Annotated in this window: 13 protein-coding genes; 7 read left to right on the top strand and 6 right to left on the bottom strand. The window is 50.7% G+C overall.

Going from position 1 to position 16,105, the window contains the following annotated elements:
* The 6 genes from FEK50_RS02460 to FEK50_RS02435 all read right to left on the bottom strand — a co-directional run bounded on the left by FEK50_RS02460 (nt 1) and on the right by FEK50_RS02435 (nt 6,452).
* On the bottom strand, nt 1-330 hold the full coding sequence (locus tag FEK50_RS02460) for a cytochrome o ubiquinol oxidase subunit IV (protein WP_130206254.1): 330 nt from the start codon (nt 328-330) through the stop codon (nt 1-3).
* Entirely contained in the window at nt 330-944 is a 615-nt protein-coding gene (locus tag FEK50_RS02455) for a cytochrome o ubiquinol oxidase subunit III (RefSeq protein ID WP_032328763.1), read from the bottom strand. Before FEK50_RS02455 ends, FEK50_RS02460 begins: the two co-directional genes overlap by 1 nt.
* Nucleotides 934-2,925, bottom strand: coding sequence for a cytochrome o ubiquinol oxidase subunit I (cyoB, locus tag FEK50_RS02450; RefSeq protein WP_130215449.1), 1,992 nt, complete (start codon nt 2,923-2,925; stop codon nt 934-936). The genes FEK50_RS02455 and cyoB overlap by 11 nt, the downstream gene beginning before the upstream one ends.
* 21 nt (nt 2,926-2,946) lie before the next feature.
* On the bottom strand, nt 2,947-3,894 hold the full coding sequence (gene cyoA, locus FEK50_RS02445; protein WP_001239440.1) for a cytochrome o ubiquinol oxidase subunit II: 948 nt from the start codon (nt 3,892-3,894) through the stop codon (nt 2,947-2,949).
* A 460-nt stretch (nt 3,895-4,354) separates the two neighbouring features.
* Nucleotides 4,355-5,830, bottom strand: coding sequence for a muropeptide MFS transporter AmpG (gene ampG, locus FEK50_RS02440; protein WP_131160980.1), 1,476 nt, complete (start codon nt 5,828-5,830; stop codon nt 4,355-4,357).
* Between the two features lie 43 nt (nt 5,831-5,873).
* Nucleotides 5,874-6,452, bottom strand: a complete 579-nt coding sequence (locus tag FEK50_RS02435) for a lipoprotein (RefSeq protein WP_130206262.1) — start codon at nt 6,450-6,452, stop codon at nt 5,874-5,876.
* A 305-nt stretch (nt 6,453-6,757) separates the two neighbouring features.
* Here FEK50_RS02435 and bolA point away from each other — a divergent pair, with 305 nt between their 5' ends.
* The 7 genes from bolA (at nt 6,758) to ppiD (ending at nt 16,073) form a co-directional block, all read left to right on the top strand.
* Complete coding sequence (gene bolA, locus FEK50_RS02430; RefSeq protein WP_000973459.1) at nt 6,758-7,075, top strand: transcriptional regulator BolA; 318 nt, start codon at nt 6,758-6,760, stop codon at nt 7,073-7,075.
* 343 nt (nt 7,076-7,418) lie between these two features.
* On the top strand, nt 7,419-8,717 hold the full coding sequence (gene tig / locus FEK50_RS02425; protein ID WP_001198386.1) for a trigger factor: 1,299 nt from the start codon (nt 7,419-7,421) through the stop codon (nt 8,715-8,717).
* 246 nt (nt 8,718-8,963) lie between these two features.
* Complete coding sequence (clpP, locus tag FEK50_RS02420) at nt 8,964-9,587, top strand: ATP-dependent Clp endopeptidase proteolytic subunit ClpP (protein WP_000122253.1); 624 nt, start codon at nt 8,964-8,966, stop codon at nt 9,585-9,587.
* A gap of 125 nt (nt 9,588-9,712) precedes the next feature.
* The gene (gene clpX, locus FEK50_RS02415; RefSeq protein ID WP_000130305.1) at nt 9,713-10,987 is read left to right on the top strand and encodes an ATP-dependent protease ATP-binding subunit ClpX; all 1,275 of its coding nucleotides are present in this window, start codon (nt 9,713-9,715) and stop codon (nt 10,985-10,987) included.
* 187 nt (nt 10,988-11,174) lie between these two features.
* Entirely contained in the window at nt 11,175-13,529 is a 2,355-nt protein-coding gene (lon, locus tag FEK50_RS02410; protein WP_064527151.1) for an endopeptidase La, read from the top strand.
* Between the two features lie 190 nt (nt 13,530-13,719).
* Nucleotides 13,720-14,010 carry a nucleoid-associated protein HU-beta gene (gene hupB, locus FEK50_RS02405; RefSeq protein WP_254892905.1) on the top strand — a complete coding sequence of 97 codons (291 nt, stop codon included), beginning with the start codon at nt 13,720-13,722 and terminating at the stop codon, nt 14,008-14,010.
* 191 nt (nt 14,011-14,201) lie between these two features.
* Nucleotides 14,202-16,073, top strand: a complete 1,872-nt coding sequence (gene ppiD / locus FEK50_RS02400; protein WP_131160981.1) for a peptidylprolyl isomerase — start codon at nt 14,202-14,204, stop codon at nt 16,071-16,073.
* The last annotated feature ends 32 nt before the right edge of the window (nt 16,074-16,105 follow it).

Genomic DNA, 16,105 nt, shown 5'->3' with positions numbered 1-16,105 from the left:
TTAGTGCATCATCATGTTGTAGTTGAGGTTCCACATAATCCAGATGGAGCCTACAACCAGGATAGCGATGATTAGCACGGTGAAGACAAACGCCGTCATGTTCCAGCCTTCATCTGATTTGGTATTCATGTGCAGGAAGCACACCAGATGCACCAGAACCTGTACCACTGCCATTGCCAGGATTGTTCCCAGAATTACGGCCGGAGAGGCAGCTCCTGTCATTACCATCCAGAACGGAATCACCGTCAGGATTACCGACAGGATAAAGCCTGTCATGTAGGTTTTTACGCTGCCATGGGATGCGCCGCTATGTTCGTTAGAATGACTCATTACATCGCCCCCATCAGATAAACAACAGTGAACACACAGATCCAAACCACATCCAGGAAGTGCCAGAACAAACTCAGGCACATGATGCGGGTACGGTTAGTGCTGGTCAGGCCGCGACGGGCGATTTGCACCATCAGCACCGCCATCCAGATAAGGCCGGAAGTGACGTGCAGACCGTGGGTACCAACCAGCGCAAAGAACGCTGACAGGAAGCCGCTGCGATCCGGGCCCATGCCGTTAACAATCAGGTGATGGAATTCATAGAGTTCCATCCCGATAAATCCGGCACCAAACAACCAGGTCAACGCCAGCCAGGAGATAACCTGGCTTTTGTTGTTTTTGTACATGGCGATAGCCGCCATGCCGTAGGTGATGGAGCTGAACAACAGCAAGAAAGTTTCAACCAGAACGAACGGCAGTTCGAAAATGTCCTTACCTGTCGGGCCGCCTGCGGTGCCGTTCACCAGAACGGCATAGGTAGCAAACAAAATAGAGAACAGAATGCAGTCGCTCATCAGGTAGATCCAAAATCCGAAGATTTTGGTTCCGCCTGCATCGTGGTGCCCGTGTTCGTGCGCGTGGGCAGTCGCGTGCGTCAAAGTATCAGTTGCCATTTTTCAGCCCTGCCTTAGTAATCTCATCGAAATGCTGGTTTTCCAGTTTTTCGATTTCTGCCACCGGCACGTAGTAATCCACGTCCTCGTCGAAGCTTTTCACGATCCAGGTGATGATCATGCCTGCGAAGCCAACAATCGCCAGCCACCAGATATGCCAGATCATGGCGAAACCGAAGATGGTGGAGAAAGCCGCAATGACGATACCGGCGCCGCTGTTTTTCGGCATATGAATTTCTTCATAGTGGTCAGGCTTTTTGTACGCTTCGCCTTTCTCTTTCATTTCCCAGAATGCATCACGCTCGTGAACGTGCGGCACAATGGCAAAGTTATAGAACGGAGGCGGGGAAGAGGTTGCCCACTCCAGCGTACGGCCACCCCACGGGTCGCCAGTCAGGTCACGGTTCTGGTCGCGGTCACGAATAGAAACGTACATCTGAATCACGAGGCAGAGAATACCCAGCGCAATCAGTACTGCACCGCTGGCTGCAATCATCAGCATGGTGTGGAACTGCGGGTCAATCTGCTGGCTCAAACGACGAGTCATACCCATGAAGCCCAGCGCATACAGCGGCATAAAGGCAACGAAGAAGCCGATGATCCAGAACCAGAACGCGCGTTTACCCCAGGTTTCGTTCAGTTTGAAACCGAACGCTTTAGGCCACCAGTAGGTCATCCCTGCGAAGCAGCCGAAGACCACGCCGCCGATGATAACGTTATGGAAGTGCGCAATCAGGAACAGGCTGTTATGCAGAACGAAGTCCGCGCCCGGTACTGCCAGCAGCACACCCGTCATACCGCCCACCGAGAAGGTGACGATAAAGCCGATGGTCCACAGCATCGCAGAATGGAACACGATACGGCCCTGATACATGGTGAACAGCCAGTTGAAGATCTTCACCCCGGTCGGGATGGCGATAATCATGGTGGTGATACCAAAGAAGGCGTTTACGTTCGCGCCCGCACCCATCGTAAAGAAGTGGTGCAGCCAGACGATGAACGACAGCACGGTGATACAGACGGTTGCCCATACCAGCGAGGTATAACCAAACAGGCGTTTACGCGAGAAGGTTGCCGCAATTTCGGAGAACACACCGAAAACAGGCAGGATCAGGATGTAAACTTCCGGATGGCCCCAGGCCCAAATCAGGTTGATGTACATCATCATGTTGCCACCCATATCGTTGGTAAAGAAATGGGTGCCCAGATAGCGATCCAGGGTCAACAACGCGACGGTAACCGTCAGAATTGGGAAGGAAGCAATAATCAGAATGTTTGCGCACAGTGATGCCCAGGTAAATACCGGCATCTTAAACATGGTCATGCCCGGTGCACGCATCTTCAGAATGGTAACGAAGAAGTTGATACCGGTTAGCGTCGTACCTATACCGGATAGCTGGAGACTCCATATCCAGTAATCGACACCGACTCCCGGACTGTACTCTATTCCCGATAGTGGTGGATAGGCCAGCCAGCCGGTCTGCGCAAATTCGCCCACGCCGAGAGAAACGTTAACCAGAATCACACCAACAACGGTAAACCAGAAGCTTAAGTTGTTGAGGAACGGGAACGCAACGTCACGCGCGCCGATCTGCAGCGGAACCACCAGGTTCATCAGACCGATAACGAAAGGCATCGCCACGAAGAAGATCATAATCACGCCGTGCGCGGTGAAGATCTGATCGTAGTGGTGAGGTGGCAGGAAGCCCGCTTCACCCGCCGAGGCAAGGGCCTGTTGGCTACGCATCATAATGGCGTCAGCAAAACCACGCAGCAACATCACAATCGCCACGATGATATACATGATACCGAGGCGTTTATGGTCGACGGAGGTCAGCCACTCTTTCCACAGGTAGGTCCACTTACCGAAGTAAGTGATCAGGCCAACGAGCGCCAGACCTCCCAAAATAATGCCAGCGATCGTAACCATGACGATAGGTTCATGGTACGGGACTGCATCAAGTGATAATTTTCCGAACATCTTTATTCTTCCTCAACCCCTTTAATGGGCGGATTCCGCGTGGCTCATGTCCATGCCTTCCATACCTTCGTGTGCGCTGTGCTCACCTTCTGGCTGGGTCATGTCCATGCTCTTACCGTGAGCCATAAACTTATTAATCACATCGGCAAACAAGTCTGGTTTCACGTTGGAGAAATATTCCACCTGGTTGTATTCGCTAGGCGCGGCCAGTTTTTCGAACGCTGCCATGTCAGACATGCTGTTCGGCGACTGTTTCGCTTTTGCGACCCACTGGTCGAATTCGGCGCGATCCGGCGTTGCGATAGCTTTGAACTTCATGCCTGAGAAGCCCGGACCGCTGTAGCTGGCGGAGATACCGTCATAAGTACCGGGTTCGTTGGCGATCAGATGCAGGCGAGTCTGCATACCGGCCATGGCATAAATCTGGCTACCCAGACGCGGAATGAAGAAGGAGTTCATCACGGAGTTGGAGGTCACTTTGAAGTACACCGGAGTGTTCGCCGGGAAAGCGATTTCATTCACGGTAGCAATTCCCTGTTCCGGGTAGATGAAGAACCATTTCCAGTCCATGGAAACCACTTCGATGGTAATGGGCTTCTCGTCATGTGCCAGCGGCTTGCTAGGCTCAAGAGCGTGAGTAGTTTTCCAGGTCAGTACCGCAAGGAAGATGATGATTAAGATAGGTACCGTCCAGACCACAGCTTCCACTTTATTGGAGTGTGACCAGTTCGGGCTGTACTTAGCATCTTTATTGCTCGCACGGTACTTCCAGGCGAAACCAACAGCCATCAAGATTGCGGGAATAACGACAATCAACATCAGGCCAAATGCCGTCAGTATCAGTGAACGTTGCTCCAGACCAATCTGTCCTTTGGGATCTAACAGCGCAGAATTACAACCACTGAGCAATACAGTGCCTGCAAATAATGACAACCATCCCAAACTTTTATTGTATTTCCTGAGTCTCATTTAACGACCTCAATTCCACGGGATCTGGTGGCGTTTAAAGTGTGTGGGCATTTTACGGGAAGGTTACATTACTGTAAACATGATTAAATTCCTGTTACTTGGATTTGGCTGCCAGGTCACATATGTTGCAAAACATATCAAGTTGGTTTTAAGAAGCTGTTGCAAAAGGGCGTTATAACGAAAGGGGCGCGCGGAAGGGGGGTAGCAGGGCAATTGGTATAACCAATCTCAAAATAAAACAATTATTTAACAAACAATTATCATTGAAGTGACAACTCAGGTGAGGGGAAATAAAGTGTCATTAGCTGAATCGTGTAAGAAAAATAGAATCTATAAATGCCGTCAATAATTTTAGAAATCTAAGCCGCACAAAAGAACAAATATTATTAAGCGATGCTGATGTTTATTTAGCCGTAATAATTACGCCGGGTGATTACTACAGCTAAATAATATTCACAGATTACGTCAGATGTGTTTTTCGTAGTGCCAGATAATCCAGCAAACCACCAAGCACGACTCCGCCCAGGGCGACTAAAACGCCGACTTCCAGCAGAGCAGGCAGGAAAGAGAAGTGGGTCAAATCCAGCGCGTCCATCGTCAATAGCAGTAACCACACGGCTAACAGACTGATGCCCGTTGCCAGCGTCGACATGGCAAAGGCATAACCTGCCGGATACCCGGTACGAGGGATAAAGTCGTTATTGACCCATGTGTACTCCAGCGTGCGACGGCAAACCAGCAGCAAAATAAGTCCAGGTATGGCGGCGGCAACAGAGAACAGATAGAACGTCGGCCAGCCGTGAGCTTCAACAAACCAACCTGCTACTGGCCCTACATAAACCCGTCCTACAGCAGAAAGCGCCGAGAGCAGGGCGAACTGGGTAGCGGAAAATGACTTATTACACAGGGTCATTAATAGCGCCACAAATGCTGATGTTCCCATCCCGCCACACAGATTTTCGAAAAAGACAGCCGCGCCCATGCTGTAGAGATGCTTATCAGTCACGGAAAGTAGCCAGTAACCGGCGTTGGACGCACCTTGTAAAAGGCCGAAAATCATGAGCGCACGGAACAATGACAGGCGCTGCATCAAAATTCCGCCGAACAATGCGCCGATGATGGTCGCCAGTAGACCGAGCGTTTTGTTAACTACACCCACTTCGCCGGCATCAAATCCGACGCCGCGAATCAAAAACGTGGTTGTCAGGCTCATGGCGAAAGCATCGCCCAGTTTGTACAGTACGATTAAAAGCAGAATCAGCCATGCGTTATTGCGGCCAAAGAAATCACGCAATGGTGCTACAACGGCCCGTTCCAGCGTTTTGGGTACAGGAATGGTGTCGGTGGGTTCTGGTGCAAGCAGTGTCGCGATAATACAGGGGATCAACAGCGCTGCCATCAACCAGTACATGCCTTGCCAGCCCAGCCATTTATCCGCTAGCCATAAAGCCAGGCCGCCGGATACCAGCATCCCCAGGCGATACCCCAGCACGCTGATTGCCGCACCTGCGCCGCGTTCTTCCGCTGGCAGCACATCCGTTTTCCAGGCATCAAAGACGATATCCTGGGAGGCGGAGCAAAAAGCGATCACCACCGCCAGAGCTGCCATCCAGCGTAATTGGGTGCCAGGTTCGAGAAAACCCATCGCCGCAATGGACAGCAACAATAGAGTTTGTGTCGCGAGCAGCCAACCGCGCCGACGTCCGAGGAACGGTGGGGTGTAGCGGTCCATCAGCGGGGACCAGAGAAATTTAAATACATAAGCCTGGCCTACCAGAGAGAAGAAACCGATGGTTTTAAGATCGATATTCTCAACGGTCATCCACGCCTGTAACGTGCCGGATGTCAGGGCTAGCGGTAGCCCAGAAGCAAAACCCAGGATCAGCAAAATGGCTGAACGCGGCTGTTGGAAAATACGTAAATATTGACTGGACATGGGCGTCTACAGGCCCGGCTTGCACCGGGCCAGAGGGCAGAAATTAACGCGCGTTCTGCTTGATGAATTCGTGAATGCTGGTGTCCTGAGACATGTCAGCAATGGTGTCGGTCAGCACACTGTTAACCGCATCGGCGATATTTTTGTTGGAAGCCTGAAAAGCGCCTTCAACGTTGTAGCTGGCACGATAGTTTTTGGTCATCTTGTTGCCATTCTGCGCGGTGGCGATGATGGCGATATCTGCTTTAGTGGCGATATTGTAACGCACGTTACCCTGGGACACGTCAGCATACAGTTGGCTAACGATGATTTGCAGATTAACCGGACCATTTGGGCCGACCATGTAACCACGCGCGGTCATTTGTTTTTCCAGCACTTCTTGCAGCAGGAAACGCAAATCGCGAGAGGCGGTCAGGGTGACAATCTGATTATCGCGGGTCACTTTCGCCAGCGCCTGATCGGTACGTTGATCGGCACCATTAATGCTAACGGTGACGCCCATCAGGCTTGGATCCTGCTGCGGCAGCGTCATCGTTGGGGAAACGTCAATCGTCGTTGGTGGTGTTGCGCATCCTGCAAGCATAAACAGAGCAACTAATGGGAAGAGGATTTTTTTGAACATGTTCTGGCTCTCAGAGACTGGTAAGCGTGTTTGGTAAAAAATTCTCGCCATCATAACATTGCCAACGACGAGGGGAAGTGGGTAAGGCATGTAAATTCATCGTGTTGACGAAATAATCACCGTGAGTAAAAGAATCACTCGTGCGCAGCCTGCGAATTAATCTTTAAATCAGTAAACTTCATACGGTTGACTGAAAAACTGGGACGAAAGCTAAATATTTGTTGCTAAGCTGTAATGGTAACGGTAAAAGCGGCTAGTATTTAAAGGGATGGGTGACATCTCAGCGTTGTCGGAGGAGATATTTCATGATGATACGTGAGCGGATAGAAGAAAAATTAAGGACGGCGTTCCAACCCGTATTCCTCGAAGTTGTGGATGAAAGCTATCGTCACAATGTCCCAGCCGGCTCTGAAAGCCATTTTAAAGTTGTGCTGGTCAGCGATCGTTTTACGGGTGAACGTTTTCTGAATCGTCATCGAATGATTTACAGTACTTTAGCGGAGGAACTCTCTACTACCGTTCATGCGCTGGCTCTGCATACTTACACTATTAAGGAATGGGAAGGGTTGCAGGATACCATTTTTGCCTCTCCTCCCTGTCGTGGAGCAGGAAGCATCGCGTAAAAACGCATTTGCAACCGTCAGCGCTTTTCCAGTATGTTGCTAAAGATTTTATGAAAAACGGCCTGCGGGCCGTTTTGTTTTGTCTGGATTTTGTGCTTTTTGCCCAGCATTCAGACGAAAATTCCCCGGGAATTGTGAAAAAATACGCGGTAGCGCGCAATAACCGTTCTCGACTCATAAAAGTGATGCCGCTATAATGCCGCGTCCTATTTGAATGCTTTCGGGATGATTCTGGTAACAGGGAATGTGATTGATTATAAGAACATCCCGGTACCGCGAAGCCAACAACCTGTGCTTGCGGGGTAAGAGTTGACCGAGCACTGTGATTTTTTGAGGTAACAAGATGCAAGTTTCAGTTGAAACCACTCAAGGCCTTGGCCGCCGTGTAACGATTACTATCGCTGCTGACAGCATCGAAACCGCTGTTAAAAGCGAGCTGGTCAACGTTGCGAAAAAAGTACGTATTGACGGCTTCCGTAAAGGCAAAGTGCCAATGAATATCGTTGCTCAGCGTTATGGCGCGTCTGTACGCCAGGACGTTCTGGGCGACCTGATGAGCCGTAACTTCATTGACGCCATCATTAAAGAAAAAATCAATCCGGCTGGCGCACCGACCTATGTTCCGGGCGAATACAAGCTGGGTGAAGACTTCACCTACTCTGTAGAGTTTGAAGTGTATCCGGAAGTTGAACTGCAGGGCCTGGAAGCGATCGAAGTTGAAAAACCGATCGTGGAAGTGACCGACGCTGACGTTGACGGCATGCTGGATACTCTGCGTAAACAGCAGGCTACCTGGAAAGAAAAAGACGGCGCTGTTGAAGCAGAAGACCGCGTAACCATCGACTTCACCGGTTCAGTTGACGGCGAAGAGTTCGAAGGCGGTAAAGCGTCTGATTTCGTACTGGCGATGGGCCAGGGTCGCATGATCCCGGGCTTTGAAGACGGTATCAAAGGCCATAAAGCTGGCGAAGAGTTCACCATCGACGTGACCTTCCCGGAAGAATACCACGCAGAAAACCTGAAGGGTAAAGCAGCGAAATTCGCTATCAACCTGAAGAAAGTTGAAGAGCGTGAACTGCCGGAACTGACTGCAGAATTCATCAAACGTTTCGGCGTTGAGGATGGTTCCGTAGAAGGTCTGCGCGCTGAAGTGCGTAAAAACATGGAGCGCGAGCTGAAGAGCGCCATCCGTAACCGCGTTAAGTCTCAGGCGATCGAAGGTCTGGTAAAAGCTAACGACATCGACGTACCGGCTGCGCTGATCGACAGCGAAATCGACGTTCTGCGTCGTCAGGCTGCACAGCGTTTCGGTGGCAACGAGAAACAAGCGCTGGAACTGCCGCGTGAACTGTTCGAAGAACAGGCTAAACGCCGCGTAGTTGTTGGCCTGCTGCTGGGCGAAGTTATCCGCACCAACGAGCTGAAAGCTGACGAAGAGCGTGTGAAAGGTCTGATCGAAGAGATGGCTTCTGCGTACGAAGATCCGAAAGAAGTTATCGAGTTCTACAGCAAAAACAAAGAACTGATGGACAACATGCGCAATGTTGCTCTGGAAGAACAGGCTGTAGAAGCTGTACTGGCGAAAGCGAAAGTGACTGAAAAAGAAACCACTTTCAATGAGCTGATGAACCAGCAGGCGTAATTTACGCAGCATAACGCGCTAAATTCGCACAAAGGCCCGTCACCGCCAGGTGGTGGGCTTTTTTTTTGTCATGAATTTTGCATGGAACCGTGCGAAAACGCTCTTTCGGTGTTAGCGTAACAACAAAAGATTGTTATGCTTGAAATATGGTGATGCCGTACCCATAACACAGGGACTAGCTGATAATCCGTCCATAAGGTTACAATCGGTACAGCAGGTTTTTTCAATTTTATCCAGGAGACGGAAATGTCATACAGCGGCGAACGAGATAACTTTGCACCCCATATGGCGCTGGTGCCGATGGTCATTGAACAGACCTCACGCGGTGAGCGCTCTTTTGATATCTATTCTCGTCTACTTAAGGAACGCGTCATTTTTCTGACTGGCCAGGTTGAAGACCACATGGCTAACCTGATTGTGGCGCAGATGCTGTTCCTGGAAGCGGAAAACCCAGAAAAAGATATCTATCTGTACATTAACTCCCCAGGCGGAGTGATCACTGCCGGGATGTCTATCTATGACACCATGCAGTTTATCAAGCCTGATGTCAGCACCATCTGTATGGGCCAGGCGGCCTCGATGGGCGCATTCCTGCTGACCGCAGGGGCAAAAGGTAAACGTTTCTGCCTGCCGAACTCGCGCGTGATGATTCACCAGCCGCTGGGCGGCTATCAGGGCCAGGCGACCGATATCGAAATTCATGCCCGTGAAATTTTGAAAGTTAAAGGGCGCATGAATGAACTTATGGCGCTCCATACGGGTCAATCATTGGAACAGATTGAACGAGATACCGAGCGCGATCGCTTCCTTTCCGCCCCTGAAGCGGTGGAATACGGTCTGGTCGATTCGATTCTGACCCATCGTAATTGATGCCAGAGGCGCAACTGTGCCGCTATACTTATCCAGGGCGGCACAACGCTATAAGCGACTTGCGCCTGAGAATGGCATTTGCGTCGTCGTGTGCGGCACAAAGAACAAAGAAGAGGTTTTGACCCATGACAGATAAACGCAAAGATGGCTCAGGCAAACTGTTGTACTGCTCTTTTTGCGGCAAAAGCCAGCATGAAGTGCGCAAGCTGATTGCCGGACCATCCGTGTATATCTGCGACGAATGTGTTGATTTATGTAACGACATCATTCGCGAAGAGATTAAAGAAGTTGCACCGCATCGTGAACGCAGTGCGCTACCGACGCCGCATGAAATTCGCAACCATCTGGACGATTACGTAATCGGTCAGGAACAGGCGAAAAAAGTGCTGGCGGTCGCGGTATACAACCACTACAAACGTCTGCGCAATGGCGATACCAGCAATGGCGTCGAGTTGGGTAAAAGTAACATTCTACTGATCGGTCCGACCGGTTCCGGTAAAACGCTGCTGGCTGAAACGCTGGCACGCCTGCTGGATGTTCCGTTCACTATGGCCGATGCGACTACACTGACCGAAGCCGGTTATGTGGGCGAAGACGTTGAAAACATCATTCAGAAGCTGTTGCAGAAGTGCGACTACGATGTACAGAAAGCGCAGCGCGGTATTGTCTACATCGATGAAATTGACAAGATTTCACGTAAGTCTGACAACCCGTCTATTACCCGTGACGTTTCCGGTGAAGGCGTACAGCAGGCACTGTTGAAACTGATCGAAGGTACAGTTGCTGCCGTTCCACCGCAGGGCGGGCGTAAGCATCCGCAGCAGGAGTTCTTGCAGGTAGATACCTCTAAGATACTGTTTATCTGTGGTGGTGCGTTTGCTGGTCTGGATAAAGTGATTTCCCATCGTGTAGAAACCGGCTCTGGCATTGGTTTTGGCGCGACGGTAAAAGCGAAGTCCGACAAAGCAAGTGAAGGCGAACTGCTGGCGCAGGTAGAACCGGAAGATCTGATCAAATTTGGTCTGATCCCTGAGTTCATCGGTCGTCTGCCAGTTGTAGCAACGCTGAATGAACTGAGCGAAGAAGCCCTGATTCAGATCCTTAAAGAGCCGAAAAACGCCCTGACCAAGCAGTATCAGGCGCTGTTTAATCTGGAAGGCGTGGATCTGGAATTCCGTGACGAGGCGCTGGATGCTATCGCTAAGAAAGCGATGGCGCGTAAAACCGGTGCCCGTGGCCTGCGTTCCATCGTAGAAGCCGCACTGCTCGATACCATGTACGATCTGCCGTCCATGGAAGATGTCGAAAAAGTGGTTATCGACGAATCGGTAATTGATGGCCAGAGCAAACCGCTGCTGATTTATGGTAAGCCGGAAGCGCAACAGGCATCTGGTGAATAATTAACCATTCGCATACAGTCAGTTAACCAAAAAGGGGGGATTTTATCTCCCCTTTCATTTTTCCTCTATTCTCGACGTTGAATGTGGGGGAAACATCCCCATATACTGACGTACATGTTAATAGATGGCGTGAAGCACAGTCGTGTCATCTGATTACCTGGCGGAAATTAAACTAAGAGAGAGCTCTATGAATCCTGAGCGTTCTGAACGCATTGAAATCCCCGTATTGCCGCTGCGCGATGTGGTGGTTTATCCGCACATGGTCATCCCCTTATTTGTCGGGCGGGAAAAATCTATCCGTTGTCTGGAAGCGGCGATGGACCATGATAAAAAAATTATGCTGGTCGCGCAGAAAGAAGCTTCAACGGATGAGCCGGGTGTAAACGATCTTTTCACCGTCGGGACCGTGGCCTCTATATTGCAGATGCTGAAGCTGCCTGACGGCACCGTCAAAGTGCTGGTCGAGGGGTTACAGCGCGCGCGTATTTCTGCGCTCTCTGACAATGGCGAACACTTTTCTGCGAAGGCGGAGTATCTGGAATCGCCGACCATTGAGGAGCGGGAACAGGAAGTGCTGGTGCGTACTGCAATCAGCCAGTTCGAAGGCTACATCAAGCTGAATAAGAAAATCCCACCAGAAGTGCTGACGTCGCTTAACAGCATCGACGATCCTGCGCGTCTGGCAGATACCATTGCCGCGCATATGCCGCTGAAACTGGCTGACAAACAGTCTGTTCTTGAGATGTCCGACGTTAACGAGCGTCTGGAATATCTGATGGCGATGATGGAATCGGAAATCGATCTGCTGCAGGTTGAGAAACGTATTCGTAACCGCGTGAAAAAACAGATGGAGAAATCCCAGCGTGAGTACTATCTGAACGAGCAGATGAAAGCCATTCAGAAAGAACTCGGCGAAATGGACGACGCGCCGGACGAAAACGAAGCCCTGAAGCGTAAAATCGACGCGGCGAAAATGCCGAAAGAGGCAAAAGAAAAAGCGGAAGCAGAACTGCAGAAGCTGAAAATGATGTCTCCGATGTCGGCAGAAGCAACCGTGGTGCGTGGTTATATCGACTGGATGGTACAGGTGCCGTGGAATGCGCGTAGCAAGGTCAAAAAAGACCTGCGTCAGGCGCAAGAAATCCTCGATACCGATCATTATGGTCTGGAGCGCGTGAAAGATCGTATCCTTGAGTACCTCGCGGTTCAAAGCCGTGTAAACAAAATCAAGGGGCCGATCCTCTGCCTGGTAGGGCCGCCGGGGGTAGGTAAAACGTCCCTGGGTCAGTCCATCGCCAAAGCCACAGGACGTAAATATGTTCGTATGGCACTGGGTGGCGTGCGTGATGAAGCGGAAATCCGCGGTCACCGCCGTACTTACATCGGTTCTATGCCGGGTAAATTGATCCAGAAAATGGCGAAAGTGGGCGTGAAAAACCCGCTGTTCCTGCTCGATGAGATCGACAAAATGTCTTCTGACATGCGTGGCGATCCGGCCTCCGCACTGCTTGAAGTGTTGGATCCAGAGCAGAACGTGGCGTTCAGCGACCATTACCTGGAAGTGGATTACGACCTGAGTGACGTGATGTTTGTCGCGACGTCGAACTCCATGAACATTCCGGCACCGCTGCTGGATCGTATGGAAGTGATTCGCCTCTCCGGTTATACCGAAGATGAAAAACTGAACATCGCCAAACGTCACCTGCTGCCGAAGCAGATTGAACGTAATGCGCTGAAAAAAGGTGAGCTGACCGTCGACGATAGCGCCATTATCGGCATTATTCGTTACTACACCCGTGAGGCAGGCGTGCGTGGTCTGGAGCGTGAAATCTCCAAACTGTGCCGTAAAGCGGTTAAGCAGTTACTTCTCGATAAGTCATTAAAACATATCGAAATTAACGGCGATAACCTGCATGACTACCTCGGCGTACAACGTTTCGACTATGGTCGCGCGGATAACGAAAACCGCGTCGGTCAGGTAACGGGTCTGGCGTGGACAGAAGTCGGCGGCGACTTGCTGACCATCGAAACTGCGTGTGTACCAGGCAAAGGTAAACTCACTTATACCGGTTCGCTGGGCGAAGTGATGCAAGAGTCCATTCAGGCGGCGTTAACGGTGGTTCGTGCGCGTGCGGAAAAATTGGGGATCAATCCAGATTTTTACGAAAAACGCGACATCCACGTGCACGTACCGGAAGGTGCGACGCCGAAAGATGGTCCGAGCGCTGGTATTGCCATGTGCACTGCGCTGGTTTCTTGCCTGACCGGTAACCCGGTTCGCGCCGATGTGGCGATGACGGGCGAGATAACCTTGCGTGGCCAAGTGTTACCAATCGGCGGTTTGAAAGAAAAACTGCTGGCGGCGCATCGTGGTGGAATTAAAACTGTGTTAATTCCGTACGAAAATAAACGCGATCTGGAAGAGATTCCAGACAACGTGATAGCCGATCTGGACATTCATCCGGTGAAACGTATTGAGGAAGTTCTGACTCTCGCGTTGCAAAATGAACCGTCTGGCATGCAGGTTGTAACCGCAAAATAGTGACCTCGCGCAAAATGCACTAATAAAAAAAGGGCTGGCAGGTAAATTCGGACTTGCCAGCCTTTTTTTGTCTCGTTAAGTTAGAGGGCGGATTAGGCTTGCCCTTATTAAGGGGTGTTGTAAGGGGATGGCTGGCCTGATATAACTGCTGCGCGTTCGCACCTTGAAGGATTCAAGTGCGAGATAAATTATAAAGAGGAAGAGAAGAGTGAATAAATCTCAATTGATTGACAAGATTGCTGCAGGGGCTGATATCTCTAAAGCTGCGGCTGGCCGTGCGTTAGATGCTATTATTGCTTCCGTAACTGAATCCCTGAAAGAAGGGGATGATGTAGCACTGGTAGGTTTTGGTACTTTTGCCGTTAAAGAGCGTGCTGCCCGTACTGGTCGCAACCCGCAGACCGGTAAAGAGATCACCATCGCTGCAGCTAAAGTACCGAGCTTCCGTGCAGGTAAAGCACTGAAAGACGCGGTAAACTAAGTGTTGTCCCCATTGGGGATGTGACGAAGTTCAAGGGCGCATCTACTGATGTGCCTTTTTTATTTGTATTCCGTGACTTTCTGCGCATTGTGGGCTGACAATTGCCCCCGTTTCTTGTCACAATAGGCCTTTGCGCGCAGCGATAAGTTGCGTGAGGTATACAGTCATCTACAGCGGAGTGTTGTTACACCATGATGGACAGCTTACGCACGGCTGCAAACAGTCTCGTGCTCAAGATTATTTTCGGTATCATTATCGTGTCGTTCATATTGACCGGCGTGAGTGGTTACCTGATTGGCGGAGGCAATAACTACGCCGCAAAAGTGAATGACCAGGAAATCAGCCGTGGGCAGTTCGAGAACGCCTTCAACAGCGAGCGTAATCGCATGCAGCAACAGCTGGGCGATCAATACTCCGAGCTGGCGGCGAACGAAGGCTATATGAAAACCCTGCGTCAACAGGTGCTGAATCGTCTTATCGACGAGGCTCTACTGGATCAGTACGCTCGCGAACTGAAACTGGGTATCAGCGATGAGCAGGTCAAGCAGGCTATTTTCGCGACCCCGGCTTTCCAGGTTGACGGCAAGTTCGATAACAGCCGCTACAACGATATCCTCAACCGAATGGGAATGAGTGCCGATCAGTACGCGCAGGCGCTGCGTAACCAGCTAACCACCCAACAGCTGATTAATGGCGTTGCTGGCACCGATTTTATGCTGAAAGGTGAAACTGACGAACTGGCCGCGCTGGTCGCTCAACAACGTGTAGTGCGTGAAGCGACTATCGACGTTAATGCGCTGGCGGCTAAACAAGCTGTGACCGAACCAGAAATCGCCAGCTACTACGAGCAAAACAAAAACAATTTCATGACTCCGGAACAGTTCCGCGTGAGCTACATCAAGCTGGATGCTGCCACGATGCAGCAACCGGTTAGCGATGCGGATATCCAGAGCTACTACGATCAGCATCAGGATCAATTCACCCAGCCGCAGCGCACGCGCTACAGCATCATCCAGACCAAAACTGAAGATGAAGCGAAAGCTGTACTTGATGCGCTGAACAAAGGCGGTGATTTTGCCGCGTTAGCAAAAGAAAAATCTGCTGATATTATCTCTGCCCGTAACGGCGGTGATATGGGTTGGTTAGAAGACTCCACCACCCCAGACGAACTGAAAAATGCCGGTCTGAAAGAAAAAGGCCAGCTTTCTGGTGTGATCAAATCCTCGGTAGGTTTCCTGATCGTCCGTCTGGATGACATTCAGCCAGCAAAAGTGAAGTCGTTAGACGAAGTGCGTGACGAAATCGCAGCGAAAGTGAAACACGAAAAAGCGCTGGATGCATACTACGCGTTGCAACAGAAAATAAGCGATGCAGCAAGCAACGACACTGAATCTCTGGCAGGTGCAGAGCAGGCAGCGGGCGTTAAAGCTACTCAGACTGGCTGGTTCAGCAAAGATAAGCTGCCGGAAGAGTTAAACTTCAAACCGGTGGCGGACGCTATCTTTAACGGCGGTCTGATTGGTGAAAATGGCGCACCGGGCATCAACTCTGACATCATCACCGTAGACGGCGATCGTGCATTCGTTCTGCGTATCAGTGAGCATAAACCGGAAGCGGTTAAACCGCTGGCAGATGTTCAGGAACAGGTTAAAGCGATGGTTCAGCACAACAAAGCTGAACAGCAAGCGAAAGTGGATGCTGAAAAACTGCTGGTTGATCTGAAAGCGGGCAAAGGTGCGGAAGCTATGCAAGCTGCCGGTGTGAAATTTGGTGAGCCGAAAACCTTAAGCCGTTCTGGCCGTGACCCGATTAGCCAGGCGGCATTTGCTCTGCCTCTGCCAGCGAAAGACAAACCGATCTACGGTATGGCGACCGATATGCAGGGCAATGTCGTTCTGCTGGCGCTGGACGAAGTGAAACAAGGTTCAATGCCGGAAGAGCAGAAAAAAGCGATGGTGCAGGGTATTACCCAAAACAACGCACAAATCGTCTTTGAAGCTCTGATGAGTAACCTGCGCAAAGAGGCGAAAATCAAAATTGGCGATGCGCTGGAACAGCAATAATCCTGAAGCCGCCTCGCAAAAAAATGCTTTGC

Source organism: Escherichia sp. E2586 (assembly GCF_005781105.1).
Taxonomy (GTDB): Bacteria; Pseudomonadota; Gammaproteobacteria; order Enterobacterales; family Enterobacteriaceae; genus Escherichia.
This window is presented reverse-complemented; position numbering and strand designations above follow the sequence as displayed.

Excerpts from the sequence above, each read along its gene's own strand:
- tig (WP_001198386.1), top strand. The coding sequence starts at position 7,419 with ATGCAAGTTTCAGTTGAAACCACTCAAGGCCTTGGCCGCCGTGTAACG.
- cyoB (WP_130215449.1), bottom strand. The coding sequence starts at position 2,925 with ATGTTCGGAAAATTATCACTTGATGCAGTCCCGTACCATGAACCTATC.
- ppiD (WP_131160981.1), top strand. The coding sequence starts at position 14,202 with ATGATGGACAGCTTACGCACGGCTGCAAACAGTCTCGTGCTCAAGATT.
- FEK50_RS02455 (WP_032328763.1), bottom strand. The coding sequence starts at position 944 with ATGGCAACTGATACTTTGACGCACGCGACTGCCCACGCGCACGAACAC.
- lon (WP_064527151.1), top strand. The coding sequence starts at position 11,175 with ATGAATCCTGAGCGTTCTGAACGCATTGAAATCCCCGTATTGCCGCTG.
- clpX (WP_000130305.1), top strand. The coding sequence starts at position 9,713 with ATGACAGATAAACGCAAAGATGGCTCAGGCAAACTGTTGTACTGCTCT.
- clpP (WP_000122253.1), top strand. The coding sequence starts at position 8,964 with ATGTCATACAGCGGCGAACGAGATAACTTTGCACCCCATATGGCGCTG.
- FEK50_RS02460 (WP_130206254.1), bottom strand. The coding sequence starts at position 330 with ATGAGTCATTCTAACGAACATAGCGGCGCATCCCATGGCAGCGTAAAA.
- FEK50_RS02435 (WP_130206262.1), bottom strand. The coding sequence starts at position 6,452 with ATGTTCAAAAAAATCCTCTTCCCATTAGTTGCTCTGTTTATGCTTGCA.
- bolA (WP_000973459.1), top strand. The coding sequence starts at position 6,758 with ATGATGATACGTGAGCGGATAGAAGAAAAATTAAGGACGGCGTTCCAA.
- ampG (WP_131160980.1), bottom strand. The coding sequence starts at position 5,830 with ATGTCCAGTCAATATTTACGTATTTTCCAACAGCCGCGTTCAGCCATT.
- cyoA (WP_001239440.1), bottom strand. The coding sequence starts at position 3,894 with ATGAGACTCAGGAAATACAATAAAAGTTTGGGATGGTTGTCATTATTT.